The sequence below is a fragment of the Flectobacillus sp. BAB-3569 genome, from assembly GCF_002270355.1.
In the GTDB taxonomy this organism is placed as follows: domain Bacteria; phylum Bacteroidota; class Bacteroidia; order Cytophagales; family Spirosomataceae; genus Flectobacillus; species Flectobacillus roseus.
The window spans coordinates 90,499-112,594 of the sequence record NZ_NJFZ01000006.1; the positions used below are offsets into that span (position 1 = coordinate 90,499).

A 22,096-nucleotide genomic window follows, 5' to 3' on the forward strand; every position below is an offset into this window, starting at 1 on the left:
TCCCATGAATTCAAAGAAGCTTTTTTACTTTATGCCTACGGATTATAACCCGAAGTGTATTAGTGCAGAATTAGGACTAATAGTTAGGAAACATATCTATGAAGCCTCATGCTGAAAGCCGATAGCCCAATGCTAATATTTGTATTTTTCCGCTACTTTTTCATAAAAATACGACTCGCCTTTTTCCTCAATATCATCGTAGGTATATATTTCACGATGTTTATTGCGAAGGGCATATTTTACCAACATAAAATCGCCTATGCAGCCCATGGTGTGAAGCGCCAATAAGAGGATAGTCGTAAATTGCCAAGCGGGAAAAAGAAAAATAGAAGCTATCAATAAAGGAGTAATAATGGCAAAAGGCATAATGGCTAACCAAATAAGCTCCTTGAGATTTATCGCAAATTTCTGAGCATATGCATACGCCATCATGCCTTTCCAACTCCAACCAAAACCTATCTTTGGTGCGCCTAATATTTTAAATACAGCTCCATGAATAAGCTCGTGTACAGGTAATAGTAATACAAAGAATAATAGAACTCCACCAAACAATGAGCTCAAACCGTGTAAATCACCTCTAAATGCTGCTGGAATGATGCTCACTAAGCCGTATCCTACCAAAGCTCCTAAAAGCATCAATAACACCAAAGGAAGATATCTTGAAAGAGGTCTATCGGTGCTGGTATCTGTTCCTGCACTCATCTCTCTTGCCAAGAATGTACCCATTTCATCAATATGAAAAGCATCTATCAATTCAAACTCCTTGTTGTTTTGTAATTCTTCGGGTGTTGGACGTTGAGCCATAAGGATTATACAAGTTATGAGTTTATAATTGGACAAGATAATAAGTACGATTAGACCAAAAATGTAAATAAATCTGGTTTTTCGTTGAGTAATTGGTATTGGATTTTATTTTCCTCCATACGCATAAGAAGAGGGTCAAAATCTTCTTTGTATTTTAACTCAATGCCAAGCAAAACAGGTCCAGACTCACGGTTGGTTTTCTTTTGGTATTCAAAATGGGTAATATCATCGTTTTCGCCCAATACATTATTAAGGAAATTTCTCAATGCTCCAGCACGTTGCGGAAAACGAATAATAAAGTAATGTTTCAATCCTTCGTAAAGTAAAGAACGCTCTTTTATTTCTTCGGTACGAGTAATATCATTGTTGCCTCCCGACACCAAGCATACTACATTTTTACCTTTTATTTCTTCTTGTAAAAAATCCAAAGCAGCAATTGTCAAAGCACCCGCTGGCTCTGCTACAATCGCCGATTCGTTATATAATTCTAAAATAGTGGTGCATACCTTTCCTTCAGGTACCACAATGATATCATCGAGGGTTTGCTTACAGATTTCGAAGGTTTTATCGCCTACACGCTTTACAGCTGCTCCGTCCACAAATTTGTCGATCGTTTCCAATTCTACCACATGCCCAGCATTGATACTTGCTTTCATAGATGGTGCCCCTTGTGGCTCAATCCCAATGATTTTGGTATGTGGAGAAAGTTGTTTAAATACCGTAGATGTGCCAGCCGCAACACCACCGCCACCGATAGCCAAAAGAATATAATCTATTTTGACATCGGCATCCTTAAAAATCTCTAAACCAACCGTGCCTTGTCCTGCAATAACGTCCATATCATCGAATGGATGCACGTAAGTAGCATTTTGTTGCTCACAGTAGATTTTGGCCGCATTGGAAGCATCGTCATAGGTATCGCCAACCAACTGAATATCGATATGTTCACGACCAAACATTTTCACGGATTTAATCTTTTGATTTGGGGTTGTAGTAGGCATAAAAACTGTACCCTTCACCTTCATTTTATGGCAGGCATAGGCCATACCTTGAGCATGATTACCTGCACTGGCACATACAACACCTTTATTGAGAGCCTCTTTCGATAACTTTACCATTTTGTTGTAGGCTCCACGAATTTTGTAAGAACGCACAATTTGGAGGTCTTCGCGTTTCAAGAAAATATTAGCCTGATAACGTTCTGACAAAATAAGATTTTCCATCAAAGGCGTGTGAGAAGCCACGCCACGGAGGCATTCTGCCGCATCATAGATGCTTTCGAGCGAAGGAAATTGTGCTGTTCGTGTATTCATAAAATTGTTGTAGGTAAAAGATTATCAGTTAACAGTGTATCCGTTAGACTTCAACAGTATCAATTTAATAAATTCTTTTACTTGATAGATTAAATATGGGGGATAATGAGAGAACAATTGTGAATTATGAATGATGAATTGTGAATGTAAGTCGTTGATTATTAGATTTATATTCACAATTCATCATTCGCAACTCATCATTAAGTGACTGAATGGTGAATCATGAATTAGCAGTGAACGAAGTACCTATTTCGGATATCGGATGTTGGATTTCGGAAGTGTAAACTTCTATATTTTGCAAAAAGCAAAGGTATTTTACTTTATTTCCGAAATCAGAAATCCGCAATAGTTAGAATTCCTTCTGATTGTATTCTTACAACTAGCAATAACTTTCGTGCTTTTCTAAAACACAAATGAGTGAATAATAGATAGCAATCCATTACTCACTCATTGTTATAGCCAGTTTGAACAATAATGAAGATTTTAAGCCTTCAAATTCCTCAAATTAAAGAACTAGTTTCTTTCTGGACGAAGGCTACGTACAGCTGCACCAGCTCTCCACATTTCAGACTCACGAAGCTCTTCTAATTCAGCTTCCAACTTCACGCGGTAGTCAGGTTGAGAGTTCAAAGTGATAGAACGCTCAGCTTCAGCTTGAGTTTTTACAGAGTTGTACAATTGAGCGAATACAGGCTTAGTAGCTTCTTTGAAAGGTCTCCACCAGTCCAAAGCACCACGTTGAGCTGTTGTAGAGCAGTTAGCGTACATCCAGTCCATACCGTTTTCAGCTACTAATGGCATTAAAGATTGAGTTAACTCTTCAACTGTTTCGTTGAATGCTTCAGATGGAGAGTGACCGTTTTCGCGCAATACTTCGTATTGAGCAGCAAAGATACCTTGGATAGCACCCATCAAAGTACCACGCTCACCAGTTAAGTCAGAAGTTACTTCTTTGTAGAAGTCAGTTTCGAACAAATAACCTGAACCTACACCGATAGCCATAGCGATACATTTCTCACGAGCTTTACCAGTAGCATCTTGGTAAACAGCGAAAGAAGAGTTCAAACCTTTACCTTCTACGAACAAACGACGAAGAGAAGTACCTGAACCTTTAGGAGCTGCCAAGAATACGTCAACATCTGCAGGAGGAACGATACCAGTTTTCTCTTTGTAAGTGATACCGAATCCGTGAGAGAAATACAATGATTTTCCAGCAGTCAAATATTTCTTAACAGTTGGCCACAATTCGATTTGAGCAGCATCTGAAAGCAAGTAGCAAATGATAGTACCTTTTTCTAAAGCTTCTTCGATTTCGAACAAAGTTTCACCTGGAACCCAACCGTCAGCTACAGCTTTGTCATAAGTTTTACCTTTACGTTGACCAACGATTACGTTCAAGCCGTTATCTTTCATGTTCAAAGCTTGACCAGGACCTTGTACACCGTATCCAATTACAGCGATAGTTTCATTAGCCAATACTTCTCTTGCTTTTTCTAATGGGAACTCCTCACGAGTCACGATATCCTCTACCACTCCGCCAAAATTAATTTGTGCCATGATTTGATTTGTTTTTTGGAATTATGTTTTACTGAAAATTATTTACGAATGATAAATATTGGATGATTGAGGTTGGAAGATAGATACTCAACACTCACAACTCAACACTCCTAACTTACACCACTTCCCAGTTGCCTTCTGGAAGGTATTCTACCAAGCCTTTTTCTGTTTTACCAACAGCCACACGACCTGATTTTAAGTATTCAAGAATTTCCCAGTTTTTGATATATTCATAAAATTCTGAGATTTCTTGTTCTGTACCATTTTTCTCGATTACTACATAATCAAGACCCCAGTGTACAACTTTTGCATTCCAGTCAAGGTTGATTTCTTTGATGTTCAAAGGAGTACCCCCTAGTGGTGTTGCGATTTTGAAAAGGGCGATTTCGTTGAAAACGATTTCGTGGTCAAGGTATCCAAATACCGCTAATACATCGACTACCTTACGGATTTGGCGAACGAGTTTTTCAACAGCCTCGCGCGAATCGTGACGGATAACGATAGTAAAACGAGATACACCTACGCGCTCGGTTTCACATACGGTCAACGATTCGATGTTCAAGCGTCTACGAGTAAAGATAATCGTAATACGGTTGAGCAAACCGATGGTATTGGAAGTAAATATGGATAACGTGTATGTTGTTTTCATGAGTTATTGCTAGTCAAATGTTTTAGCTAAGTAAGTCTATTTTAAACTTTACGAGAAAGACTCATAGCTGGCTTTTCTATAATTCGATAGTAGATATAAGCTATACCTATTGTACTAATTAAAACGCCTATTCTGTATACTAGGATTAAACTTGGTCTATGGATATATGGCTCTAAAATCGGCAATAATGCAACTGTAACTGGTACATGTATTAGATATAAAGAGAAAGAGATTTTTCCTAAAAAGTCTAAGACACTTATTTGCTTTTTTATAAAAAAAATAAAACCGATGGCAAAGATTGTTGCTAATGTAATTGGAATAGCCGTATCTAAATGTAAGATTTGGCTGAGCCAGTAATAATTTAGGATTAATACAAAAGCAGACCCAATCAGCATTTCAGGTAATTCTATAATTCTAATGACATACTGAAATGCAAAAATGCCAACCATAAATATGAGGATATGAGAGTGAAAAAATAAGCTCCCAACCCACCAATAATTAAGTCCAAATAGTAGCAAATATGCAACGTGCCTAATCCAAAAGTTTTTGTTCGTTATTAATCCGAAAAACAATCCTATGTATAAGTAAAATTGTAATTCTACAAACAGTGTCCAATATGCATGATTAATGAACTCTTTACCCCAAAAAACATTGAGATAACCAATATTGAGTAACACCGTGGTCCAATCAAGATCAAGAGGTTTGTTTCTATAAACAAAATGCTCAATAAGCTTTAAAAGCACTAATAGCGCAATAGAAGCCACATATGGTAATTCAATTCGAACGAGTCGTCTTTTGAATAGATTACCAAAGTTTTGAATATCATACTTATTTCTATACATAGATAGTGGTATGATAAACCCTGAAATCACAAAAAAAACTTGAACGCCTAAGTATCCATATTCTGATGCTTTTACTAATAATTTGCTTGCTGGAAGTAATTTTTGTTCTGAAAAAAATGAACAAAGTACACTGCTAAACACGCTATTCCTCTCAGCATTTGCACAGAATGTATCTGACTTTTATTGTAAACTTGTTCTCTTAGACTTTCAAATTTCATTTATACAGTTGTTAAATGGACTTACTATTTAATTTTCAAATATACAAATAGCCTGTACTTTAATGAAATATGATATTAGTAAAAGAAGTGATACCACTTCTTTTACTCTAAAATTACATTAGTAACACATGTACCAGCTGGTACCATTGGGAACACGTTTTCTTCTTTTTCACAGATAATTTCAAGCAAATAAGGTTTATCTGAGTTCAACAAAGTGTCTAGTGATTCTGAAAGTTGAGCACGATCAGAAACGGTGTGTCCTGCAATACCAAATCCTTTTGCGATCGTGATAAAATCAGGGTTTTGTAATTCTACAAATGAATAGCGTCTGTCGAAGAATAACTGTTGCCACTGGCGTACCATTCCAAGGAAATTATTGTTCAGAATGATGATTTTAACAGGTAAGCCACTTTGAGCAATTGTTCCCAGCTCTTGAAGAGTCATCTGGAAACCACCATCACCGATAATTGCTACTACTTCACGGTCTGGAGCACCAACTTTAGCACCAAATGCCGCTGGAAGTGCAAAACCCATGGTTCCAGCACCACCTGAAGTTACACTTGAGAATGGCTTTTTGAAACGATAATAACGATTTGAAATCATTTGGTGCTGACCAACGTCGGTAACTGTCACGGCCTCACCTTTTGTTTTCTCAGAAAGCATTACTACTGCTTCACCCATTTTGATTTGGTCGCCGTCGTGGAAAATATCTTTCTTCGTGATTTTTTCGTATTCGATAGCATCGTATTTAGCAAACTCAGCACGCCATTCAGGGAAAGAGTTTTGGTTTACTAAAGGAATCAACGCTTTCAAAGCTTCTTTCGCATCGCCCACAACTGGTGCATCGGCAAATACGTTTTTATTGATTTCTGCAGGGTCAATTTCGATATGGATTACTTTAGCTTGCTTCGCATAAGTATTCAAATCACCTGTAATGCGGTCGTCAAAACGCATACCAATAGCAATAAGCACGTCACATTCATTAGTTAATACGTTTGCACCGTAGTTACCGTGCATACCTGGCCAGCCTACATATAAAGGGTGATCAGCATCAACTGCCGACATACCCAACAACGTTGTTGCTACAGGAATTCCAGTTTTTTCAATAAACGCCTTTAACTCATCTTGAGCATCGGCCAACAATACTCCATGACCAGCCAAGATATAAGGCTTTTGAGCTGCATTAATTAATTTGGCTGCTGCCTCAACATGTTCTTGCTTAGGTACAGTACGAGGACGATAGCTAATAATATCCACTGATTTTGGATAGTGGAAAGGCTTCGTCATTTTATCAGTTTGTGCTGTACGAGTAATATCAATCAATACAGGACCTGGACGACCAGCTTCTGCAATATGAAATGCTTTTGCAATAATTTCTGGAATCTCATTGGCATCTACCACTTGGTAGTTCCATTTTGTAATAGGCATTGAAATACCAATGATATCACATTCTTGGAAAGCATCAGTACCTAACAAATTGCCTTTTACTTGACCCACAATACAAACCATTGGGGTAGAGTCTAGCATGGCATCAGCAATAGGAGTCATGAGGTTAGTTGCTCCCGGACCAGAAGTCACCATTGCGACACCTGCACGGTTTGTCATACGAGCATAACCTTGTGCTGCGTGACCTGCACCTTGCTCATGGCGCACCAGAATGTGCTTGAGTCTATCTTGATAATCATAAAGCGCATCATAAGTAGGCATGATGGCGCCACCCGGATAGCCGAAGATTGTATCAACACCTTGCTCGACTAAAGATTGCATTATGGCCTGCGCGCCCGTAAGAAACTGTTCTGTTTCTTTTGCTTTGGGTTCTGCGGTCATGGTTTGTGTCTGTGCTGCCATGCGATTTTTGTAATTAAAATGTTGAACTCCGAAGAGTTGAATGCTAATTCTCGTTTTTGTGGTTTTGTTTAGTTCTTATTTTCAGGAAAATCCCATTTTCCTGCTTTCCAGACTTCATACCATTCCTTCTCAAAAAGAATAGGAGGATGAGCTTGACCTAAAGTTTTTTGTCTAAATGCTTGGATATTGCTTAGATATACCAATTGGTTTGCTTTTATAATCGGTGTCATTTTGTAGTAAGTCATAAAGCAAAAAAGACTACTACCAACGGCACAGGCAAGACCAATCAGATAACTAAAATGTTGGCTAATTCTAGTGTTAGCAATCATTAATATGATTAAGCATCCAACTACTGCCGAGCCTATTTTGTACCTTGGCGTTGAAATGGCTAAAACTACATCTCTGTTCATTGAAATCATACAACCTGTCGCTATCATTGCAATAAAAAAGGCAAATAGAAAAAGCTGTACAGGTTTCGAAAAGACCTGAATTGATATGAATTGAGCAAATACTAAATTTAGATTTAGTATTATTCCGATCATTACTATTATAGAACCTGCAATTATAGGAATCCATTTTCCTGTACTTACACCTGTCAAACTTCCTAAATACCCCATTGAGCCTTGAAGTATTTGTACTGGACTAGAGTTGTGACTTTGATGTTGTACGCCAGATAAATAGATTAATATGACGATAAATCCGCCAATAGTCCAAATTATGCTAGCTTTTCTTGAACCTGCAATCCATAAGGTAATAGCTCCAGCTGGAAAGACAACCATACCATTACCAGAAGTAAAAGTGGCAAAAATGCCAAATACAAATGCCCAGAGTAACTTTTTTGAACATTGAGGTACTTGTGCGATATTCCAACAACTTAATCCTAGCCATAGATATATTCCAATATTTTGGACAGCTGCCATACCAAAGAACGTATTTTCGAAAAATTGCATTTGAAACAACGTATAACTTATAGCTAGTGCATATACCCATGATTGTTGCATCTGACAAATTGCTCGATAGAAAATACTAGCAAGACCTATTAAGGTAAGATTACCAATCAATAATACTTTGTATATATCAACAGCTCCGTTGTCTGTTGTACCTACTAACCAAAAGATTAGCCTTGTAAATACGATTCTATGTTCATTGTGCGGAGTAAACCAGATTTCTAATTCCTCCTTTAGGGTTATAGCTTTGTTAATATCAACTATTGTGGTCAATACAGCGAAATCGTCTAGTTGTGGACAGTCGATTCCCCAAAAGCAAACCCATGTGTAATAGAGCAAGATTGGGAACAAAATCAGCAATACACTCCACCACTTTAGGTTTAATGTTTGCCATTGCCCCTTATTACTAAGGTTCATAAATTTTAATTGTATCGTGTTAGTGATGTGGATGAAGGTAAAGGCTGTAAACTTTACATTGAATATGTCATCTGTATACCTTCATTTACAGATCTTTCATACTCGTCGAGTAAAATAACTTACGGTCTTTTAGTTTTCAAGGTGTTATCGTATTTAAGCTTAATAAAAGCCTACGACTTGCTTTTATTGGAAAAGTAAGCCATTGGACATAGCTGAGTCCAATGGCTTAACTATTTATAAATCTGTTACACAACCCTCACTTGCTGAAGCTACGTTTTTCACATATTTGCGTAAAACACCTTGTTTGAATGGTGATTCAGATGGAGCCCAGCTTTTACGACGTTCTGCCAATTCTTCGTCAGATACGTGTAAATGAAGAATATTATTAACTGCATCAATCGTAATCAAATCGCCATCTTTTACCAATGCAATATTGCCACCTACCTGTGCTTCTGGTGTTACGTGACCTACAACGAATCCGTGTGTTCCACCTGAGAAACGACCGTCTGTGATCATCGCTACTTTGTTGCCCAAACCTGCACCCATGATAGCCGAAGTTGGTTTCAACATTTCTGGCATACCCGGGCCACCTTTAGGACCTTCGTTGCGGATTACTACTACCTGACCCTCTTTAATTTCTCCTTTTGATAAGTATTCGATTACTTCTTCTTCACGCTCACAAACCTTAGCAATACCTTCAAAACGTTCACCTTCTTTACCTGTAATTTTTGCTACAGCACCACCCGTTGCCAAGTTACCAAACAATACTTGCAAGTGACCTGTTGGCTTGATTGGACTTGTCAAAGGCTGAATGATTTTTTGTGAATCAAAATCCAATTCAGGAACATCAGCTAAGTTTTCAGCAATTGTTTTGCCTGTTACAGTCATACAATCGCCATGTAAAAACCCCTCTTTCAATAAGTATTTCATTAATGCAGGAACACCACCGATTGAAAGCATATCTTCCATATAATACTTACCAGAAGGTTTCAAATCTGCAATTAGCGGAGTGCGGTCAGAAATAGCTTGAATATCTTTTAACGTAAATTCAACTTCAGCAGCGCGAGCGATTGCCAAATAGTGCAATACAGCGTTTGTTGAGCCTCCCATTGCCATTACCATGGTAAGCGCGTTTTCGAAGGCTTTACGAGTCATGATATCTCTTGGGCAAATATTTTGCTCCAATAAGTTTTTCATTGCTGCACCAATAGCCAAACATTCAGCTTTTTTGCCTTCGTGCGTAGCTGGGTATGAAGAAGAGTTAGGCAATGTCAAACCCATAGCCTCCATCGACGATGCCATCGTGTTAGCCGTGTACATACCACCACAAGCACCAGCGCCTGGGATAGCGTTACGAATAACACCTTCATAATCCTCGTCAGAGATATTGCCTGCGAACTTTTTACCCAAAGCTTCAAATGCCGAAACGATATCTAATTTTTGACCTTTATATTCTCCAGTACGAATTGTACCACCATATACCAACATACCCGGACGGTTCAAACGAGCCAATGCCATCATGGCTCCTGGCATGTTCTTGTCACAACCTACTACTGCGATTACACCGTCGTACCATTGGGCACCTACTACGTTTTCGATTGAATCTGCAATCAAATCACGTGATGGCAATGAGTATGACATCCCGTTGTTACCGTTGGTCATACCATCTGATACGCCAATTGTATGGAAAATCAAACCTACCATTCCGTTCTCTTGAACACCTTTTTTCACATGTACCGACAATCCGTTTAGGTGCATATTACATGTGTTTCCTTCATAACCTGTACTAGCAATACCGATTTGTGCTTTTTGCATATCTTCGCTAGTAAGACCAATTCCATAAAGCATGGCTTTGGCTGCAGGGTTGGTTACTTCTTGAGTCAGTGTTTTTGAGAATTTGTTCAGTTCCATAACTTGAAAAGATGCTTTAGACTCTGCCCGACAGGATAGAAAACACGAGTCAGAGGGTTTGTATTATTCTTCTATTTTTTGACTTATTTTAAGTTCGATATTTCTGGACAGCAAAAGACCTTTCTCAGTGTGTGAGAAAGGTCTTTTCAATTATATACATAAAAGCCCGTCTCACACTTCACAGCGGAGAATCACGAGAACGAGAATGATATTTACAAATCCAGAAACTTTCATAAAAAATTAGCGAAATTTCGCTGATGTTTTTGTTAGTACTTTACAAATATACAGAGGTATATTTTTTAAATGCAAGAAAATACCAAATAAAATTTTAGTAATAAATACTTATACCAATTTTAATTTTGGGAATTTTGATTCATTTTTAGTGATTTAAAACAGTTTTTTTTCAATTTATAGTATAAAATTCTGTTTCGATTCCCTCTTTTGAAATAATATTTTTATTGAAAAAAATACACAAAATGTATTTAGCGAAATTTCGCTATTGTTTTTGGGTAATTTATTGCTTCTTCAAAAACTGGATAATTCCTGCATTAGGGAAGTCAATTTGTACTTGATCAATGGCACCTTTGAAGTTGGTCATAAATTGAATTGGCATATTGTCGAGCATATCTTTTCCTAAAAAGTAATCATAATGAAAGTGAACTAATTCTATTGTTTGGTTATGATATTTGGCCATAAGCCCTTTATCAGATTTGTAAATTTGCAAGATTCCATAAGCTGGATGTTCATAAATTCCAGTGTAATTATCAATGTTGTGTGACATCGATGCAAACAATATTCTATTGGCATTTTGCTCTTTCATTTTCTTTTCTTCTGCAAAAACTACGTCAGCTTTTTCCTGCTTCATACGACCATTCCAGTCTATTTCAGGAAGGTTAAAAAGCATATCTGTAAGGCTGTTTGTCACAACATTGACGAAGTAGTAATCGGCGGCGCTGCTGTTGGTAGTAATAAATATGCCTATATTATTGTTGGGGAAAAGCGTCATTTGCGAACGAAACCCTTCAATCGAACCATTATGTTGGAGCCTCTGAGCTCCACGATAAACATTTTGGTTCCATCCCATCCCATAAGTCGTAAACCCTAATTCGGGATATTTGGCTTCGGTTGGATATACCACGGTTAAAGGGATATGATTTTCTTTTAGGCTTTTACTAGAAATAATCTGTTGGCTCTCATATTTGCCCTGTTGTAATTGCATCAAAAGCCAATGACTCATATCCTCGGCATTAGATTTTACAGCACCTGCTGGTCCGATGGCATCTACATTGCTTCCAAAACCAGCCTCTACTAATTGCTCTTCTTGTTTGCGATATGACTTGGCATAGTCGGTAGATTTGAATAATTCAGGGTAGGTTAATACCGTTTGATTCATTTTGAGTGGTTTGAGGAGGCGCTCTTCTACAAATTTTTCCCAAGTCATGCCACTGACTCTTTCTATCAAAACTCCCGCTACCATATACATCAAATTGTTGTATTGATACTGTTCGTAAGGCTTTTTACTAAGTGTAAGATATTTTAAACTTTTAAAAATTGCTTTTCTATCAAGCGAGCTGTACAGCCATACAAAATCATGACGAGGCAAGCCTGTTCTGTGCGAAAGCAAATCTTTTACCATAACAGTGTGCTCAGCTTCTGTATCATTTAATTCAAAGTCTGGCAAATAGTATTTGACGGGTTTGTTCCAGTCTACTTTTCCTTCATCTACCAAAATAGCCATAGCTGCTGCCGTAAAAGATTTACTACATGAGGCTATAGGAAATAGGGTTTGAGGGGTAACAGTTTGTTTGGTTGTAGTATTTTTTTGTCCTAGGCCTACAGACCATAACACCTGACCGTCTTTTACGATACTGATTGCACATCCTGGTACTTTCCACTCTGTCATCCAGCCATAAATTTTCCCCTGCATGTTATGCAAGGCCAATTCGGTTTCGCTTAGCTTTGAAACTTTTTGGGCGTAGGAAACTTGTCCTATAAATGAGAGTATAATTCCAAGTACGATGGAGTAAAGAAGTTTTTTCATGCTTGATTATCAATTAATTTACTTGTAAAGAGTATATTAAATTTACGAGTCCCTCTTTAATTGGGCTAATAATTTCATATATATGTCGAATATTTGACATGATTGGTAGTAAAAAGTATCGAAATGATACTTTGACCACACAAGAAAGGTGCTATTTCTGAAAGAAATTCAATAACTTTGATTAATCGACAAAATTGTCTGTTTTAATGAAAAAATAGATGTATTCGAAGACTTTCAGGAGGGTGATTTAGGTAACATCCTAAAGTTTAGAATTTTTCAAAACGCACTTACCAATGACCAGAAGCTGCTAGGTCAAGGCAGTTCTCAAATACAAATCAAACTCAACTATTCAATTTATTAATTTGTAAAACTATGAACCGTAGAGATGCACTTCAGCATGTGGCCATCCTTTTAGGAGGTGCTATATCTGCTCCAGTGATGGCTGGTGTAATGGGCGAAAAAACCTATACAGGTGAGAGCCTTAGAGTGACTTTGGACCAAGAATCCCTGTTGGCCGAAGTAGCAGACATTATTATTCCTACAACCAATACGCCGGGAGCAAAAGCTGCAGGAGTAGAGAAATTTATCGTACGTGTAGTAAGAGATTGCTATACTAAAGAAGAGCAAAAGTCATTTTACGAAGGTTTGTCTAAACTAGATGCCGATAGTAAAACCAAATTTGGCAAAGGGTTCAGTGATTTAGATACCTCGCAGAAAAACGAAATGGTGAAGCAAACCACTGTAGACAACAAGCCGTTTTTCTTGAAAATGAAAGAGTTGACTGTAACAGGCTACTTTACTTCAGAAATTGGCGCTACTAAAGCTTTAGAATATCTTCCAATTCCTGGGCGCTTTGAGGGTTGTGTTCCTCTAAAACCTGGTCAAAAAGCTTGGGCTTTGTAAAAAATTACTACTCAAAATAAAATTTAAGATGTTGCTTTGAGCTTTCGGCTTTCAGCTTTGGGCATTCGGTAAAAACATTAAAAAACAACTAAATACTCTTTGCCTAGTGCCTGTTGCCTAAACTCAAAACTTAAATCTAATTTTGCCCAATTACTTATCGTTTCCTATTTTAACTTAATCAGAACAATGTCTTACTTAAATATAGATGCCGTAAAAGGCAATACCTACGACGCTATTGTAGTTGGGTCGGGTATTACAGGTGGCTGGGCTGCCAAAGAACTTACCGAAAAAGGCTTGCGCGTATTGATGCTCGAAAAAGGTAAAAACCTAGAGCACGTTACGGGTTATGAAAATGCCATGAAAGACCCTTGGGAATCCAAATACAATGGTCGCCTTACGGTAGAGCAAAAGGAAACACACCCAAAGTTGATACGTGATTATCCGTACAATGAAATGACGGAGAAATACTGGTTCAACGATGCGGACTCATTATATAAAGAAGAAAAACGTTTTGACTGGTATCGCCCTAATATTGTAGGAGGTAAATCTATCATGTGGGGACGTCAATCATATCGCTTGAGTGACCTCGACTTTGAAGCAAACCTAAAAGATGGTATTGCTGTAGACTGGCCTATTCGCTACAAAGATGTAGCTCCTTGGTATTCTTATGTGGAAAAATTTGTAGGGATTTCGGGTGAAAAACTTGGATTGCCACAATTGCCAGATAGCGAGTTCTTGCCTCCAATGGATATGTATTGTGTGGAAAAGGAGGTAAGAAAGCGTATCGAAAAAAATTACCCAGGACGTGTGATGACTATCGGACGTGTTGCCAACTTATCTAAGGCTGCTCAGGCTCAGTTGGGTGTTGGTCGTACGGGTTGTCAGTATCGCAACAAATGTTCGTTGGGCTGTCCTTATGGAGCTTATTTTAGTACACAATCTTCGACCTTGCCAGCTTGTATGAAAACGGGTCGTTTGACGCTTCGCCCCGACTCTATTGTAAGTGAGGTTCTGTATGACGAAAATAAAAAGAAAGCAACAGGAGTAAGAGTAATTGATTCTGTAACTATGCAAACAACCGAATACTACGCTAAAGTAGTATTCTTGTGTGCATCGGCTTTGGGTACCACAGCCTTGATGTTGAACTCTACGTCTAACCGTTTTCCAAATGGCTTAGGCAACGATTCAGGGGAATTAGGTCATAACTTGATGGATCACCACTTCCGTGTGGGTGCATCGGGTACATGGGAAGGCGACGAAGATACCTATTACTATGGTCGTCGTGCCAATGGTATCTATGTACCTCGTTACCGCAACATCGGTAGCGACAAGCGAGACTACTTGCGTGGCTTTGGCTATCAAGGCGGTGGCGGTCGTGGTCGTGGCGCATGGGCTAGCAATGTATCAGAATTGAGTTTTGGAGCAGATTTCAAAGAACAAGCAAGTGGTATCGGACCATGGTCGATGGGCTTGAGTGGTTTTGGCGAAACTCTTCCATACCACGAAAACCGCATGTATCTTGACAAAACTACGAAAGACAAATGGGGAATCCCTGTAGTAGTATTCGATGCCGAGTTGAAAGAAAATGAGAAGAAAATGCGTATCGATATGATGAACGATGCCAAAGAAATGCTAGAAACTGCTGGGGTTAAAAATGTAAAAACATATGACAGAGGTTCATATTTAGGTATGGCTATCCACGAAATGGGAACAGCTCGTATGGGACGTGACCCTAAAACTTCGGTAGTAAATGGCAACAACCAATTGCATGCCATCAAAAACGTATTTGTAACCGATGGTGCTTGTATGACTTCAGCGTCTTGCGTAAACCCATCGTTGACTTATATGGCTTTGACTGCTCGTGCTGCCAATTTTGCTGTAAACGAATTGAAGAAGCAAAATTTGTAGAATAAAGCATTAGATTTTGTTTTTCGTAAAATCCGTATGTTATTTATCCTAGTCCCCAATATCGTTCAAGGTATTGGGGATTTTTGTTGGGGTATTGTGAATAGCTTTTTTTCTCTGAACATTTGAGAAAAGATTTTTCCAAAAGGCAATATACCCCTATTTTACCTCATCATTGAGGGTAAAATGCGATATTTCCATGGCAATTCCTTGCAAAGTATTGCCGAATATTGGTTATCTTTAAACTCGCAAAAAATAAAACTTTTCAAATAAAGTTTTGTCTTTGGCGTTGAATGGGAAATATAATATCTTTATTTTCTCAATAAGATACAATGAGTTTTAAAACAATATAACTCATCGGTATGTTGGAAGAACAAAAACTAATTTATAAATACTATATCAAAATCCCGATTTAAAATGAACAGAAGAGACGCACTCTCAAAAGTTGCCTTATTGATAGGAGGGACGCTTTCGGCACCAACCCTTTTGGCAATGAGCAGAGCAGGTGAAGCTAAAAACACTTCTATGGCGCTTGAGTCGTTTAGCCTCAATGATACTCAGCGTAAAATAGTAGCAGAAGTAGCCGAGCATATCATTCCAAGAACAAGCACTCCGGGTGCAAAAGATGCAGGAGTTCCAGCATTCATTGAAATGATGTTGAATGATTGTTACAAAGCACCAGAGCATAAAAGCTTCTTGGCGGGTGTATCTGATTTAGAAAAGAAAAACTTCTTATCTCAATCAAAAGATCAACAAATTGCAACATTGAAACAGCTTGAATCAGATACCAAAGAGTTGATGAAACAATACAATGTGAAGCAAGTAAAAGTTGGTGATAACGTTGATAAAGAAAGTATGGATGGCACTATGGGTGTTCCTTTCTGGCGTTTGATGAAGGAGCTTACATTGACTGGATATTATACTTCTGAGCAAGGCTTAAAAGCTTCATTTGTGTATGAGCCAGTTCCGGGTAAATTTGAAAATATCAAATTGAAGCCAGGACAAAAAGCTTTCGCTTACTAAGAACAATGCAAGAAGGCATTATTAGGCTTTCGGAAAGAAGTCGTAAGTATCAAAAAATGGAGTAAAATCTTGTTAAATATTTACGTTATTGCCTAAAGCATACAGCCTAATGCGGGTAAAATAGATTTCATTTTACTCACTTATTTAATTTCTTTCAATACTTATAGAAGACATACAATGAATCTTAATATAGATGCAGTAAAAAACCAAACCTTCGACGCAATTGTTGTTGGTTCTGGTATTTCGGGCGGTTGGGCTGCCAAAGAATTAACAGAAAAAGGTTTGAGAGTAGCAGTACTTGAGCGTGGTCGCGAAATCAAGCATATTGAAGGTTACGAAACGGCAATGAAAGATCCTTGGGATTTTGCACACCGTGGTCGTCCAACAAACATGGCTGCTGAAGAGTACTGGGCTGGTATGCGTACTGGTTATACTGCCAACGAAGAGCATCGCTATTTGTTCGAAAACGATAAGCAAAACCCTTATATTGAGAAAAAAGGTGGTTTTGACTGGATTCGTGCTTATCACACAGGTGGTAAATCTTTGTTGTGGGGACGTCAGTCTTATCGTTGGAACAAAGCGGATTTTGAAGCTAACTTAAAAGAAGGCGTTGGAGTAGACTGGCCAATTCGTTATGAAGACCTTGCTCCTTGGTATACTTATGTAGAGAAATTTGCTGGTATTTCTGGTCAAGCAGAAGGTTTGGATGTATTACCAGATAGTCATTTCTTGCCAGCTATGAAAATGACAGCTCCTGAAACACACTTCACAAATGCGGTAAAAAGCAAATTGGGACGTCCTGTTACAGTAGGTCGTGTAGCTCACTTGACTAAGCCAGGCCCACAACATACTGCTGTTGGTCGTGGTTCTTGTCAATACCGTAACAAGTGTATGCGTGGTTGTCCTTATGGTGGTTACTTTAGCTCATTATCGGCTACTTTGCCAGCAGCAGCTCGTACAAAACGATTGGTAATGGTTCACAATGCTATTGTATCTGAAGTAATTTTTGATGATAAGACACAAAAAGCAAAAGGTGTTCGTGTAATTGACCAAAATACATTGGCTGTTACTGAATACTATGCAAAAATCATCTTCTTGAATGCTGGAGCTATTCCTTCTGCTTCAATTTTGATGAATTCAAAATCTAACCGTTTCCCTACAGGTATGGGTAATGAAAGCGATCAATTAGGTCGTAACATTATGGACCACCACTTGGGAGTTGGTGCTAGTGCATCGGTAGAAGGTTTCAATGAAGATTACTTCTTCGGTAACCGTCCAAATGGTTTGTATATTCCTCGTTTCCGTAACTGGGGTAAAGACAAACGTGATTACCTTCGTGGATTTGGATACCAAGGTGGTGCTAGCCGTGCAGGTTGGGGTCGTGGTGTTGGTATGGATGGTTTCGGTGCTTCTTTCAAAGAAGATTTAACTCAACCAGGTTCATGGTCAATTGGATTTGGTGGTTTTGGCGAAATCCTTCCAAATGAAAGTAACCGCTTCACTTTGAGCGACCAAAAAGATAAGTGGGGCTTGCCAGTACTTTCATTCGAGTCTGAATTTGGACAAAACGAATTGAAAATGCGTGAAGATATGATGAATGATGCTGCCGAAATGTTGGAAGCGGCTGGTTTCAAAAATATCAGTACTTACAATAGCCAATCAACTCACATTGGTTTGGGTATTCACGAAATGGGTACTGCTCGTATGGGTCGTGATCCTAAAACTTCGGTATTGAACAAGCACAACCAAGTTCATTCAGTTAAAAACGTATTCGTTACAGATGGAGCAGCAATGGTTTCGGCTTCTTGCGTAAACCCATCGTTAACTTATATGGCATTAACTGCTCGTGCAGCAGATTTCGCTGTAAGTGAATTGAAAAAGAAAAACTTGTAATACCCACAAGTGTATTCATATCTTTGCAAAAACGCCTCGAAAGAGGCGTTTTTGTTTTATAGCCCCACAGTTCTAAAGCTTAAATTTGTACTTTTGCTCAAATCTTAAGGTTTCGATTCTATTTCTAAAAAATAACAATATGAGTTACATTCATCAAACTAAACCTTTTGTAGTGCCTACTACAGACGGTAAACTCATCGAAGAACATTTCGGAAGAGTTGCTACTCAACAAGAAAATATCAGTATTGCACGCATGATTGCTCCATCTGGTTGGAGTGAGCCACATCAAAATCCAGCTTTCGACGAGTGGACTTTGGTAAGTAAAGGGAAAAAACTGATTGAAGTTGATGGCGAAGTAATCGAGATTTCGGCAGGACAAAGTATCTTGATAACAAAGGGAAGTAGAGTTAGATATAGTAACCCTTTTGAGGAGGCTTGTGAATACTGGAGCGTATGTCTGCCAGCCTTTTCAATTGATACCGTAAACAGAGAAGAATAATTATTCGATTTTTGGATGTGTGATTGTTGATATCGGAAAGGTTAGAGAATAGCCTAGAATGGAAGTTTGCAATCTATTTAATTGAGTGATTTGTGAATTAGTGGATGAGTGATTATTTTAAATGTAGATTAAAAATCACTCATCCACTAATTCACTCAATAGCTTAGATGTCGCAAATCAAGATACCTTCACGCAATGAAGCAATTTTATCGGTACGAGTTGGGATAAACTCTTGTCCAATAAAGCCTTTGTAGCCAGTATCCACGATAGCTTTCATAATAGCAGGGTAGTTCAACTCCTGAGAGTCGTTAATTTCATGACGTCCTGGCACACCTCCCGTATGATAATGAGAGATATACTCATAATATTTTTTGATTGTTGCAATTACGTCGCCCTCCATGATTTGCATGTGGTAGATGTCATACAACAATTTGAATTTTTCAGAACCAACCATTTCACAAAGTTCTACGCCCCATTCGGTATGATCACACTGATAATCTCTGTGGTTTACTTTTGAGTTCAACAATTCCATCGAAAGTGTCACATCATGTTTTTCAGCTGTTTTGATGATTCGTTGAATCACTTTTTTAGAGTTCAACAACCCCTGTGTTTCACTGATTCCATTACGATTTCCTGAAAAACATATCAAGTTTTTGATGCCTGCCTTTGCTGCTTCTGGAATTAAATAGTCGTTATAATAATTGACCAAAATGTCATGGTTTTTAGGGTCATTAAAAAAGCTTGTCAACCCAGTACCTTTTGGCCAACTTCCCCAACCCATACCTGCTGTAAGATCATATTTTTTCATGATAGACCATTCTTCAGGTCCTGTCAATTCAATCGACTTCATGCCGATTTCTTTTGCAGATTTACACAAATCCTCAAAAGGAACTGACTCATAACACCAACGGCAAGCCGAGTGATTGATACGTCCTTTGAGAGCCGAACCAATATGGTTATCGGCAGCTTCGATGCGGTTGTTGAGGGAGGATGTCAGCATGGTAGCAGTAGTCGCCGCTAGGGTTTTTTGTAATACCGAACGACGAGATATTGGGTTTTCCATAAGTACGATAATGAGAATGTTACATGGAGTAAATGCGAATATGTGGGTAATATACTCATTCCATGTTTTCCTATGAAATTTACAATATCTTTTTGATAAAATGATACCTGTTGACTACCAGTCTGGCACTAAATTATAAGCTTGGAAAGTGAGCTAGATTATCAAGCATATTTTTGCTTGACAAGAGTTTAACGATTACTCCAAAGTTTAAGAGTTGTCAAGATTTCTGCTGCTACCTGACGATTATATTCTAAAGTCAAGCTTTTGTAATTGACCAAATCGACAATGGTACCAATCAGACACAAGCCGCCTGTGAAGAAGTAAAGGATACCCATACCGATTCTATCGGTCAAAAAGCGTTGAATACCAGCAAAACCGAAGAATCCCATGATGGTTGTAATGAGAATCAAGGTGGTATCACGGCGTTTGTTTTGGTACATTGCCAAAAACTGTTGCTGTTGTGGTTCGTCCAAATCTTTGATTAAACTTTGGATAAAAATGGCTTCCTCAGGTTCTAAGTTGGCCATCATAATTACGAAGTTGGGATTCATTTTCTTAAAAGTTTAGATGGATAAAAGTCTTCTGTTTTGTTTGAGCAAACGTTTGAGCAAAATACGTTTTTCCCCAGTTCAAAAATGCGTTTTAAGATGATTACCAAAGCAAAGGTTCCTAATGGATGACTTTGCCAAGAAAGTTGCCATTCTCCTCTCAACAAATAAGAAATAGAATGACCTAATCCGCAACCTGGACAGTGTTCAAAACCTACTAAAGCTAAAGGACAAACAGTGAAGTGGGTATCTTCGGGATGGGAAAAAGCCAACCATAAAAGTCCACTCACCCAGATAATTAGCTCTATTGGTATATTGCGTTTGTTCATGGATTAAAGTTGTGTGTTTCTTTTTAATCCACGAGCATTTTCTACACCAGACACACGAAATCAGGGTAAATGGATGTTTTTAAGGATGACCAAAAATTAGTTAATAATTCTGAAGGTTGGATAGGCTAATTGCGCCTGATGTTTCTGAACTATCGATAAAATCTGATAATTGATTTCTTCTTTTACCTCATTCAACACAACAATACTATTGGTAGCGACATGGTAAGAAACTAAGATATCAAGAGAGTTATCGCCAATGGTATCAAATCGAGTTTTGCCAGGGTCGGTATGATATATTTTCTCATGTGATTCTACCAATGCCTGAATATCGTTGATAATTGCCTTGATGGTATCGGCAGGGGTATCTAGGCGCAAGCGTAATATATAGCGAGCACGACGGTAGTTTCTTTGACTTAGATTCTCTAATGCTTGTGCGGTAATCAGGCGATTAGGTACTGTAACCAAGCTACCATCGCCTGTACGGATACGAGTACTTCTGAATCCAATTTTTTCGACATCTCCTGTAACTTTATCTAATAGAATTGTATCGCCTACTAAAAAAGGTAAATCTAGAAAAATAGTAAAAGAAGCAAATAAATTCTCCAATGTTTCACGAGCAGCCAAAGCTATTGCCAAACCCCCAATCCCCAAACCCGTGATAAGCGCTATTACGTCGATTTTGAAGACGATTCCTAACATTGAAAAAAACGTCATTAAGACCAATGCAACAATTACTAAGTCTTTGGTAAATGGCACAAACTGGTCATCAAGTTTACTTTCTGTGAGTGCCGCTTTTTCTTGAAAAACAATTGCCAGAAATTTTGTGATACGAATCAGTATCCACGAAAAGGACATGATTAGCATAATTTGGAAGGTTTTCCAGATAACCATTAAAATACCAAAATGCTCTACTGGCGTCAGATGCCAAGCTTTCGGGACTTTGATATGGTACGAAGCAAGCCAAATAGCCGTGAGAATAACAAATACTTCTAAGGGTTTACGAAGCAATTCGATACAGGTATAGATAGGAACCTTATCATGACGAAGCACGCGATAAAGAACTTTACTTAATACAATGGAGAAATATCTTTTTATCAATACTCCGAATACACAAATACCTGTAAACCAAAGTAGGTCTATGATCGTGTTTTCGAGTATAGATTGAGATAAAAAATTCATAGATAGTTTGTTTTGATAAAGATGTTTTTGATTGCTTAGCGAGAATAGGCTCTTGATGGCTTTTTCTCAACTTCGGAGGCAAATATAAAGACCAACCGATATTCTTGTTTTAAGATTCTTGAAAATATTAGTTATGAAATAAATCATTAACCCAAATGCCTTTGATTGAATACAAAGCAATCAGAATGCAGATCTTGATCTTGTGGC

The 22,096-nt window shown here is 38.2% G+C and carries 18 protein-coding genes; 5 read left to right on the forward strand and 13 right to left on the reverse strand.

Going from position 1 to position 22,096, the window contains the following annotated elements; all coding sequences use genetic code 11:
- Positions 1-132: 132 nt before the first annotated feature.
- The 9 genes from BWI92_RS06240 to BWI92_RS06280 form a co-directional block, all read right to left on the reverse strand.
- Positions 133-804: a DUF3267 domain-containing protein gene (locus BWI92_RS06240; RefSeq protein WP_095161258.1), complete on the reverse strand. Its 672-nt coding sequence runs from the start codon at positions 802-804 to the stop codon at positions 133-135.
- A gap of 50 nt (positions 805-854) precedes the next feature.
- Positions 855-2,117 carry a threonine ammonia-lyase IlvA gene (gene ilvA, locus BWI92_RS06245; RefSeq protein WP_095161259.1) on the reverse strand — a complete coding sequence of 421 codons (1,263 nt, stop codon included), beginning with the start codon at positions 2,115-2,117 and terminating at the stop codon, positions 855-857.
- Between the two features lie 513 nt (positions 2,118-2,630).
- Complete coding sequence (gene ilvC, locus BWI92_RS06250; protein ID WP_095161260.1) at positions 2,631-3,674, reverse strand: ketol-acid reductoisomerase; 1,044 nt, start codon at positions 3,672-3,674, stop codon at positions 2,631-2,633.
- Between the two features lie 115 nt (positions 3,675-3,789).
- A complete protein-coding gene (gene ilvN / locus BWI92_RS06255; protein WP_095161261.1) occupies positions 3,790-4,323 on the reverse strand; it encodes an acetolactate synthase small subunit in 534 nt (177 codons plus the stop codon).
- A gap of 41 nt (positions 4,324-4,364) precedes the next feature.
- Positions 4,365-5,306 (reverse strand): acyltransferase, encoded by a 942-nt coding sequence (locus tag BWI92_RS06260; protein ID WP_095161262.1) that lies wholly within the window; start codon positions 5,304-5,306, stop codon positions 4,365-4,367.
- 179 nt (positions 5,307-5,485) lie between these two features.
- Entirely contained in the window at positions 5,486-7,231 is a 1,746-nt protein-coding gene (ilvB, locus tag BWI92_RS06265) for a biosynthetic-type acetolactate synthase large subunit (protein ID WP_095161263.1), read from the reverse strand.
- Positions 7,232-7,299: 68 nt separating this feature from the next.
- Positions 7,300-8,595, reverse strand: a complete 1,296-nt coding sequence (locus BWI92_RS06270) for a hypothetical protein (protein WP_095161264.1) — start codon at positions 8,593-8,595, stop codon at positions 7,300-7,302.
- Positions 8,596-8,829: 234 nt separating this feature from the next.
- Positions 8,830-10,506: a dihydroxy-acid dehydratase gene (gene ilvD / locus BWI92_RS06275; RefSeq protein ID WP_095161265.1), complete on the reverse strand. Its 1,677-nt coding sequence runs from the start codon at positions 10,504-10,506 to the stop codon at positions 8,830-8,832.
- A gap of 514 nt (positions 10,507-11,020) precedes the next feature.
- On the reverse strand, positions 11,021-12,547 hold the full coding sequence (locus BWI92_RS06280) for a serine hydrolase (protein WP_095161266.1): 1,527 nt from the start codon (positions 12,545-12,547) through the stop codon (positions 11,021-11,023).
- A gap of 372 nt (positions 12,548-12,919) precedes the next feature.
- On the opposite strand from BWI92_RS06280, the gene BWI92_RS06285 reads away from it, so the two are divergent.
- The 5 genes from BWI92_RS06285 (at position 12,920) to BWI92_RS06305 (ending at position 18,770) form a co-directional block, all read left to right on the forward strand.
- Positions 12,920-13,450, forward strand: coding sequence for a gluconate 2-dehydrogenase subunit 3 family protein (locus BWI92_RS06285; protein ID WP_095161267.1), 531 nt, complete (start codon positions 12,920-12,922; stop codon positions 13,448-13,450).
- Between the two features lie 186 nt (positions 13,451-13,636).
- Positions 13,637-15,358: a GMC oxidoreductase gene (locus BWI92_RS06290; RefSeq protein WP_095161268.1), complete on the forward strand. Its 1,722-nt coding sequence runs from the start codon at positions 13,637-13,639 to the stop codon at positions 15,356-15,358.
- A 414-nt stretch (positions 15,359-15,772) separates the two neighbouring features.
- Positions 15,773-16,378, forward strand: a complete 606-nt coding sequence (locus BWI92_RS06295; protein ID WP_095161269.1) for a gluconate 2-dehydrogenase subunit 3 family protein — start codon at positions 15,773-15,775, stop codon at positions 16,376-16,378.
- A 177-nt stretch (positions 16,379-16,555) separates the two neighbouring features.
- The gene (locus BWI92_RS06300) at positions 16,556-18,271 is read left to right on the forward strand and encodes a GMC oxidoreductase (protein WP_095161270.1); all 1,716 of its coding nucleotides are present in this window, start codon (positions 16,556-16,558) and stop codon (positions 18,269-18,271) included.
- 139 nt (positions 18,272-18,410) lie between these two features.
- Positions 18,411-18,770, forward strand: coding sequence for a cupin domain-containing protein (locus BWI92_RS06305; RefSeq protein ID WP_095161271.1), 360 nt, complete (start codon positions 18,411-18,413; stop codon positions 18,768-18,770).
- A 163-nt stretch (positions 18,771-18,933) separates the two neighbouring features.
- Here the strand turns inward: BWI92_RS06305 and BWI92_RS06310 are convergent, their stop codons facing one another.
- The 4 genes from BWI92_RS06310 to BWI92_RS06325 all read right to left on the reverse strand — a co-directional run bounded on the left by BWI92_RS06310 (position 18,934) and on the right by BWI92_RS06325 (position 21,889).
- On the reverse strand, positions 18,934-19,833 hold the full coding sequence (locus tag BWI92_RS06310) for a hydroxypyruvate isomerase family protein (protein ID WP_095161272.1): 900 nt from the start codon (positions 19,831-19,833) through the stop codon (positions 18,934-18,936).
- Between the two features lie 188 nt (positions 19,834-20,021).
- On the reverse strand, positions 20,022-20,384 hold the full coding sequence (locus BWI92_RS06315; RefSeq protein WP_095161273.1) for a TM2 domain-containing protein: 363 nt from the start codon (positions 20,382-20,384) through the stop codon (positions 20,022-20,024).
- Complete coding sequence (locus BWI92_RS06320) at positions 20,381-20,710, reverse strand: DUF2752 domain-containing protein (protein ID WP_095161274.1); 330 nt, start codon at positions 20,708-20,710, stop codon at positions 20,381-20,383. The genes BWI92_RS06315 and BWI92_RS06320 overlap by 4 nt, the downstream gene beginning before the upstream one ends.
- A gap of 96 nt (positions 20,711-20,806) precedes the next feature.
- On the reverse strand, positions 20,807-21,889 hold the full coding sequence (locus BWI92_RS06325; protein ID WP_095161275.1) for a mechanosensitive ion channel family protein: 1,083 nt from the start codon (positions 21,887-21,889) through the stop codon (positions 20,807-20,809).
- Positions 21,890-22,096: the final 207 nt, after the last annotated feature.

Coding starts and splice junctions, on each gene's coding strand:
- BWI92_RS06305 (WP_095161271.1), top strand. CDS start 18,411: ATGAGTTACATTCATCAAACTAAACCTTTTGTAGTGCCTACTACAGAC.
- BWI92_RS06310 (WP_095161272.1), bottom strand. CDS start 19,833: ATGGAAAACCCAATATCTCGTCGTTCGGTATTACAAAAAACCCTAGCG.
- BWI92_RS06320 (WP_095161274.1), bottom strand. CDS start 20,710: ATGAACAAACGCAATATACCAATAGAGCTAATTATCTGGGTGAGTGGA.
- ilvD (WP_095161265.1), bottom strand. CDS start 10,506: ATGGAACTGAACAAATTCTCAAAAACACTGACTCAAGAAGTAACCAAC.
- BWI92_RS06290 (WP_095161268.1), top strand. CDS start 13,637: ATGTCTTACTTAAATATAGATGCCGTAAAAGGCAATACCTACGACGCT.
- BWI92_RS06295 (WP_095161269.1), top strand. CDS start 15,773: ATGAACAGAAGAGACGCACTCTCAAAAGTTGCCTTATTGATAGGAGGG.
- BWI92_RS06280 (WP_095161266.1), bottom strand. CDS start 12,547: ATGAAAAAACTTCTTTACTCCATCGTACTTGGAATTATACTCTCATTT.
- BWI92_RS06270 (WP_095161264.1), bottom strand. CDS start 8,595: ATGAACCTTAGTAATAAGGGGCAATGGCAAACATTAAACCTAAAGTGG.
- BWI92_RS06325 (WP_095161275.1), bottom strand. CDS start 21,889: ATGAATTTTTTATCTCAATCTATACTCGAAAACACGATCATAGACCTA.
- BWI92_RS06300 (WP_095161270.1), top strand. CDS start 16,556: ATGAATCTTAATATAGATGCAGTAAAAAACCAAACCTTCGACGCAATT.
- ilvA (WP_095161259.1), bottom strand. CDS start 2,117: ATGAATACACGAACAGCACAATTTCCTTCGCTCGAAAGCATCTATGAT.
- ilvC (WP_095161260.1), bottom strand. CDS start 3,674: ATGGCACAAATTAATTTTGGCGGAGTGGTAGAGGATATCGTGACTCGT.
- BWI92_RS06285 (WP_095161267.1), top strand. CDS start 12,920: ATGAACCGTAGAGATGCACTTCAGCATGTGGCCATCCTTTTAGGAGGT.
- ilvB (WP_095161263.1), bottom strand. CDS start 7,231: ATGGCAGCACAGACACAAACCATGACCGCAGAACCCAAAGCAAAAGAA.
- BWI92_RS06315 (WP_095161273.1), bottom strand. CDS start 20,384: ATGAATCCCAACTTCGTAATTATGATGGCCAACTTAGAACCTGAGGAA.
- BWI92_RS06240 (WP_095161258.1), bottom strand. CDS start 804: ATGGCTCAACGTCCAACACCCGAAGAATTACAAAACAACAAGGAGTTT.
- ilvN (WP_095161261.1), bottom strand. CDS start 4,323: ATGAAAACAACATACACGTTATCCATATTTACTTCCAATACCATCGGT.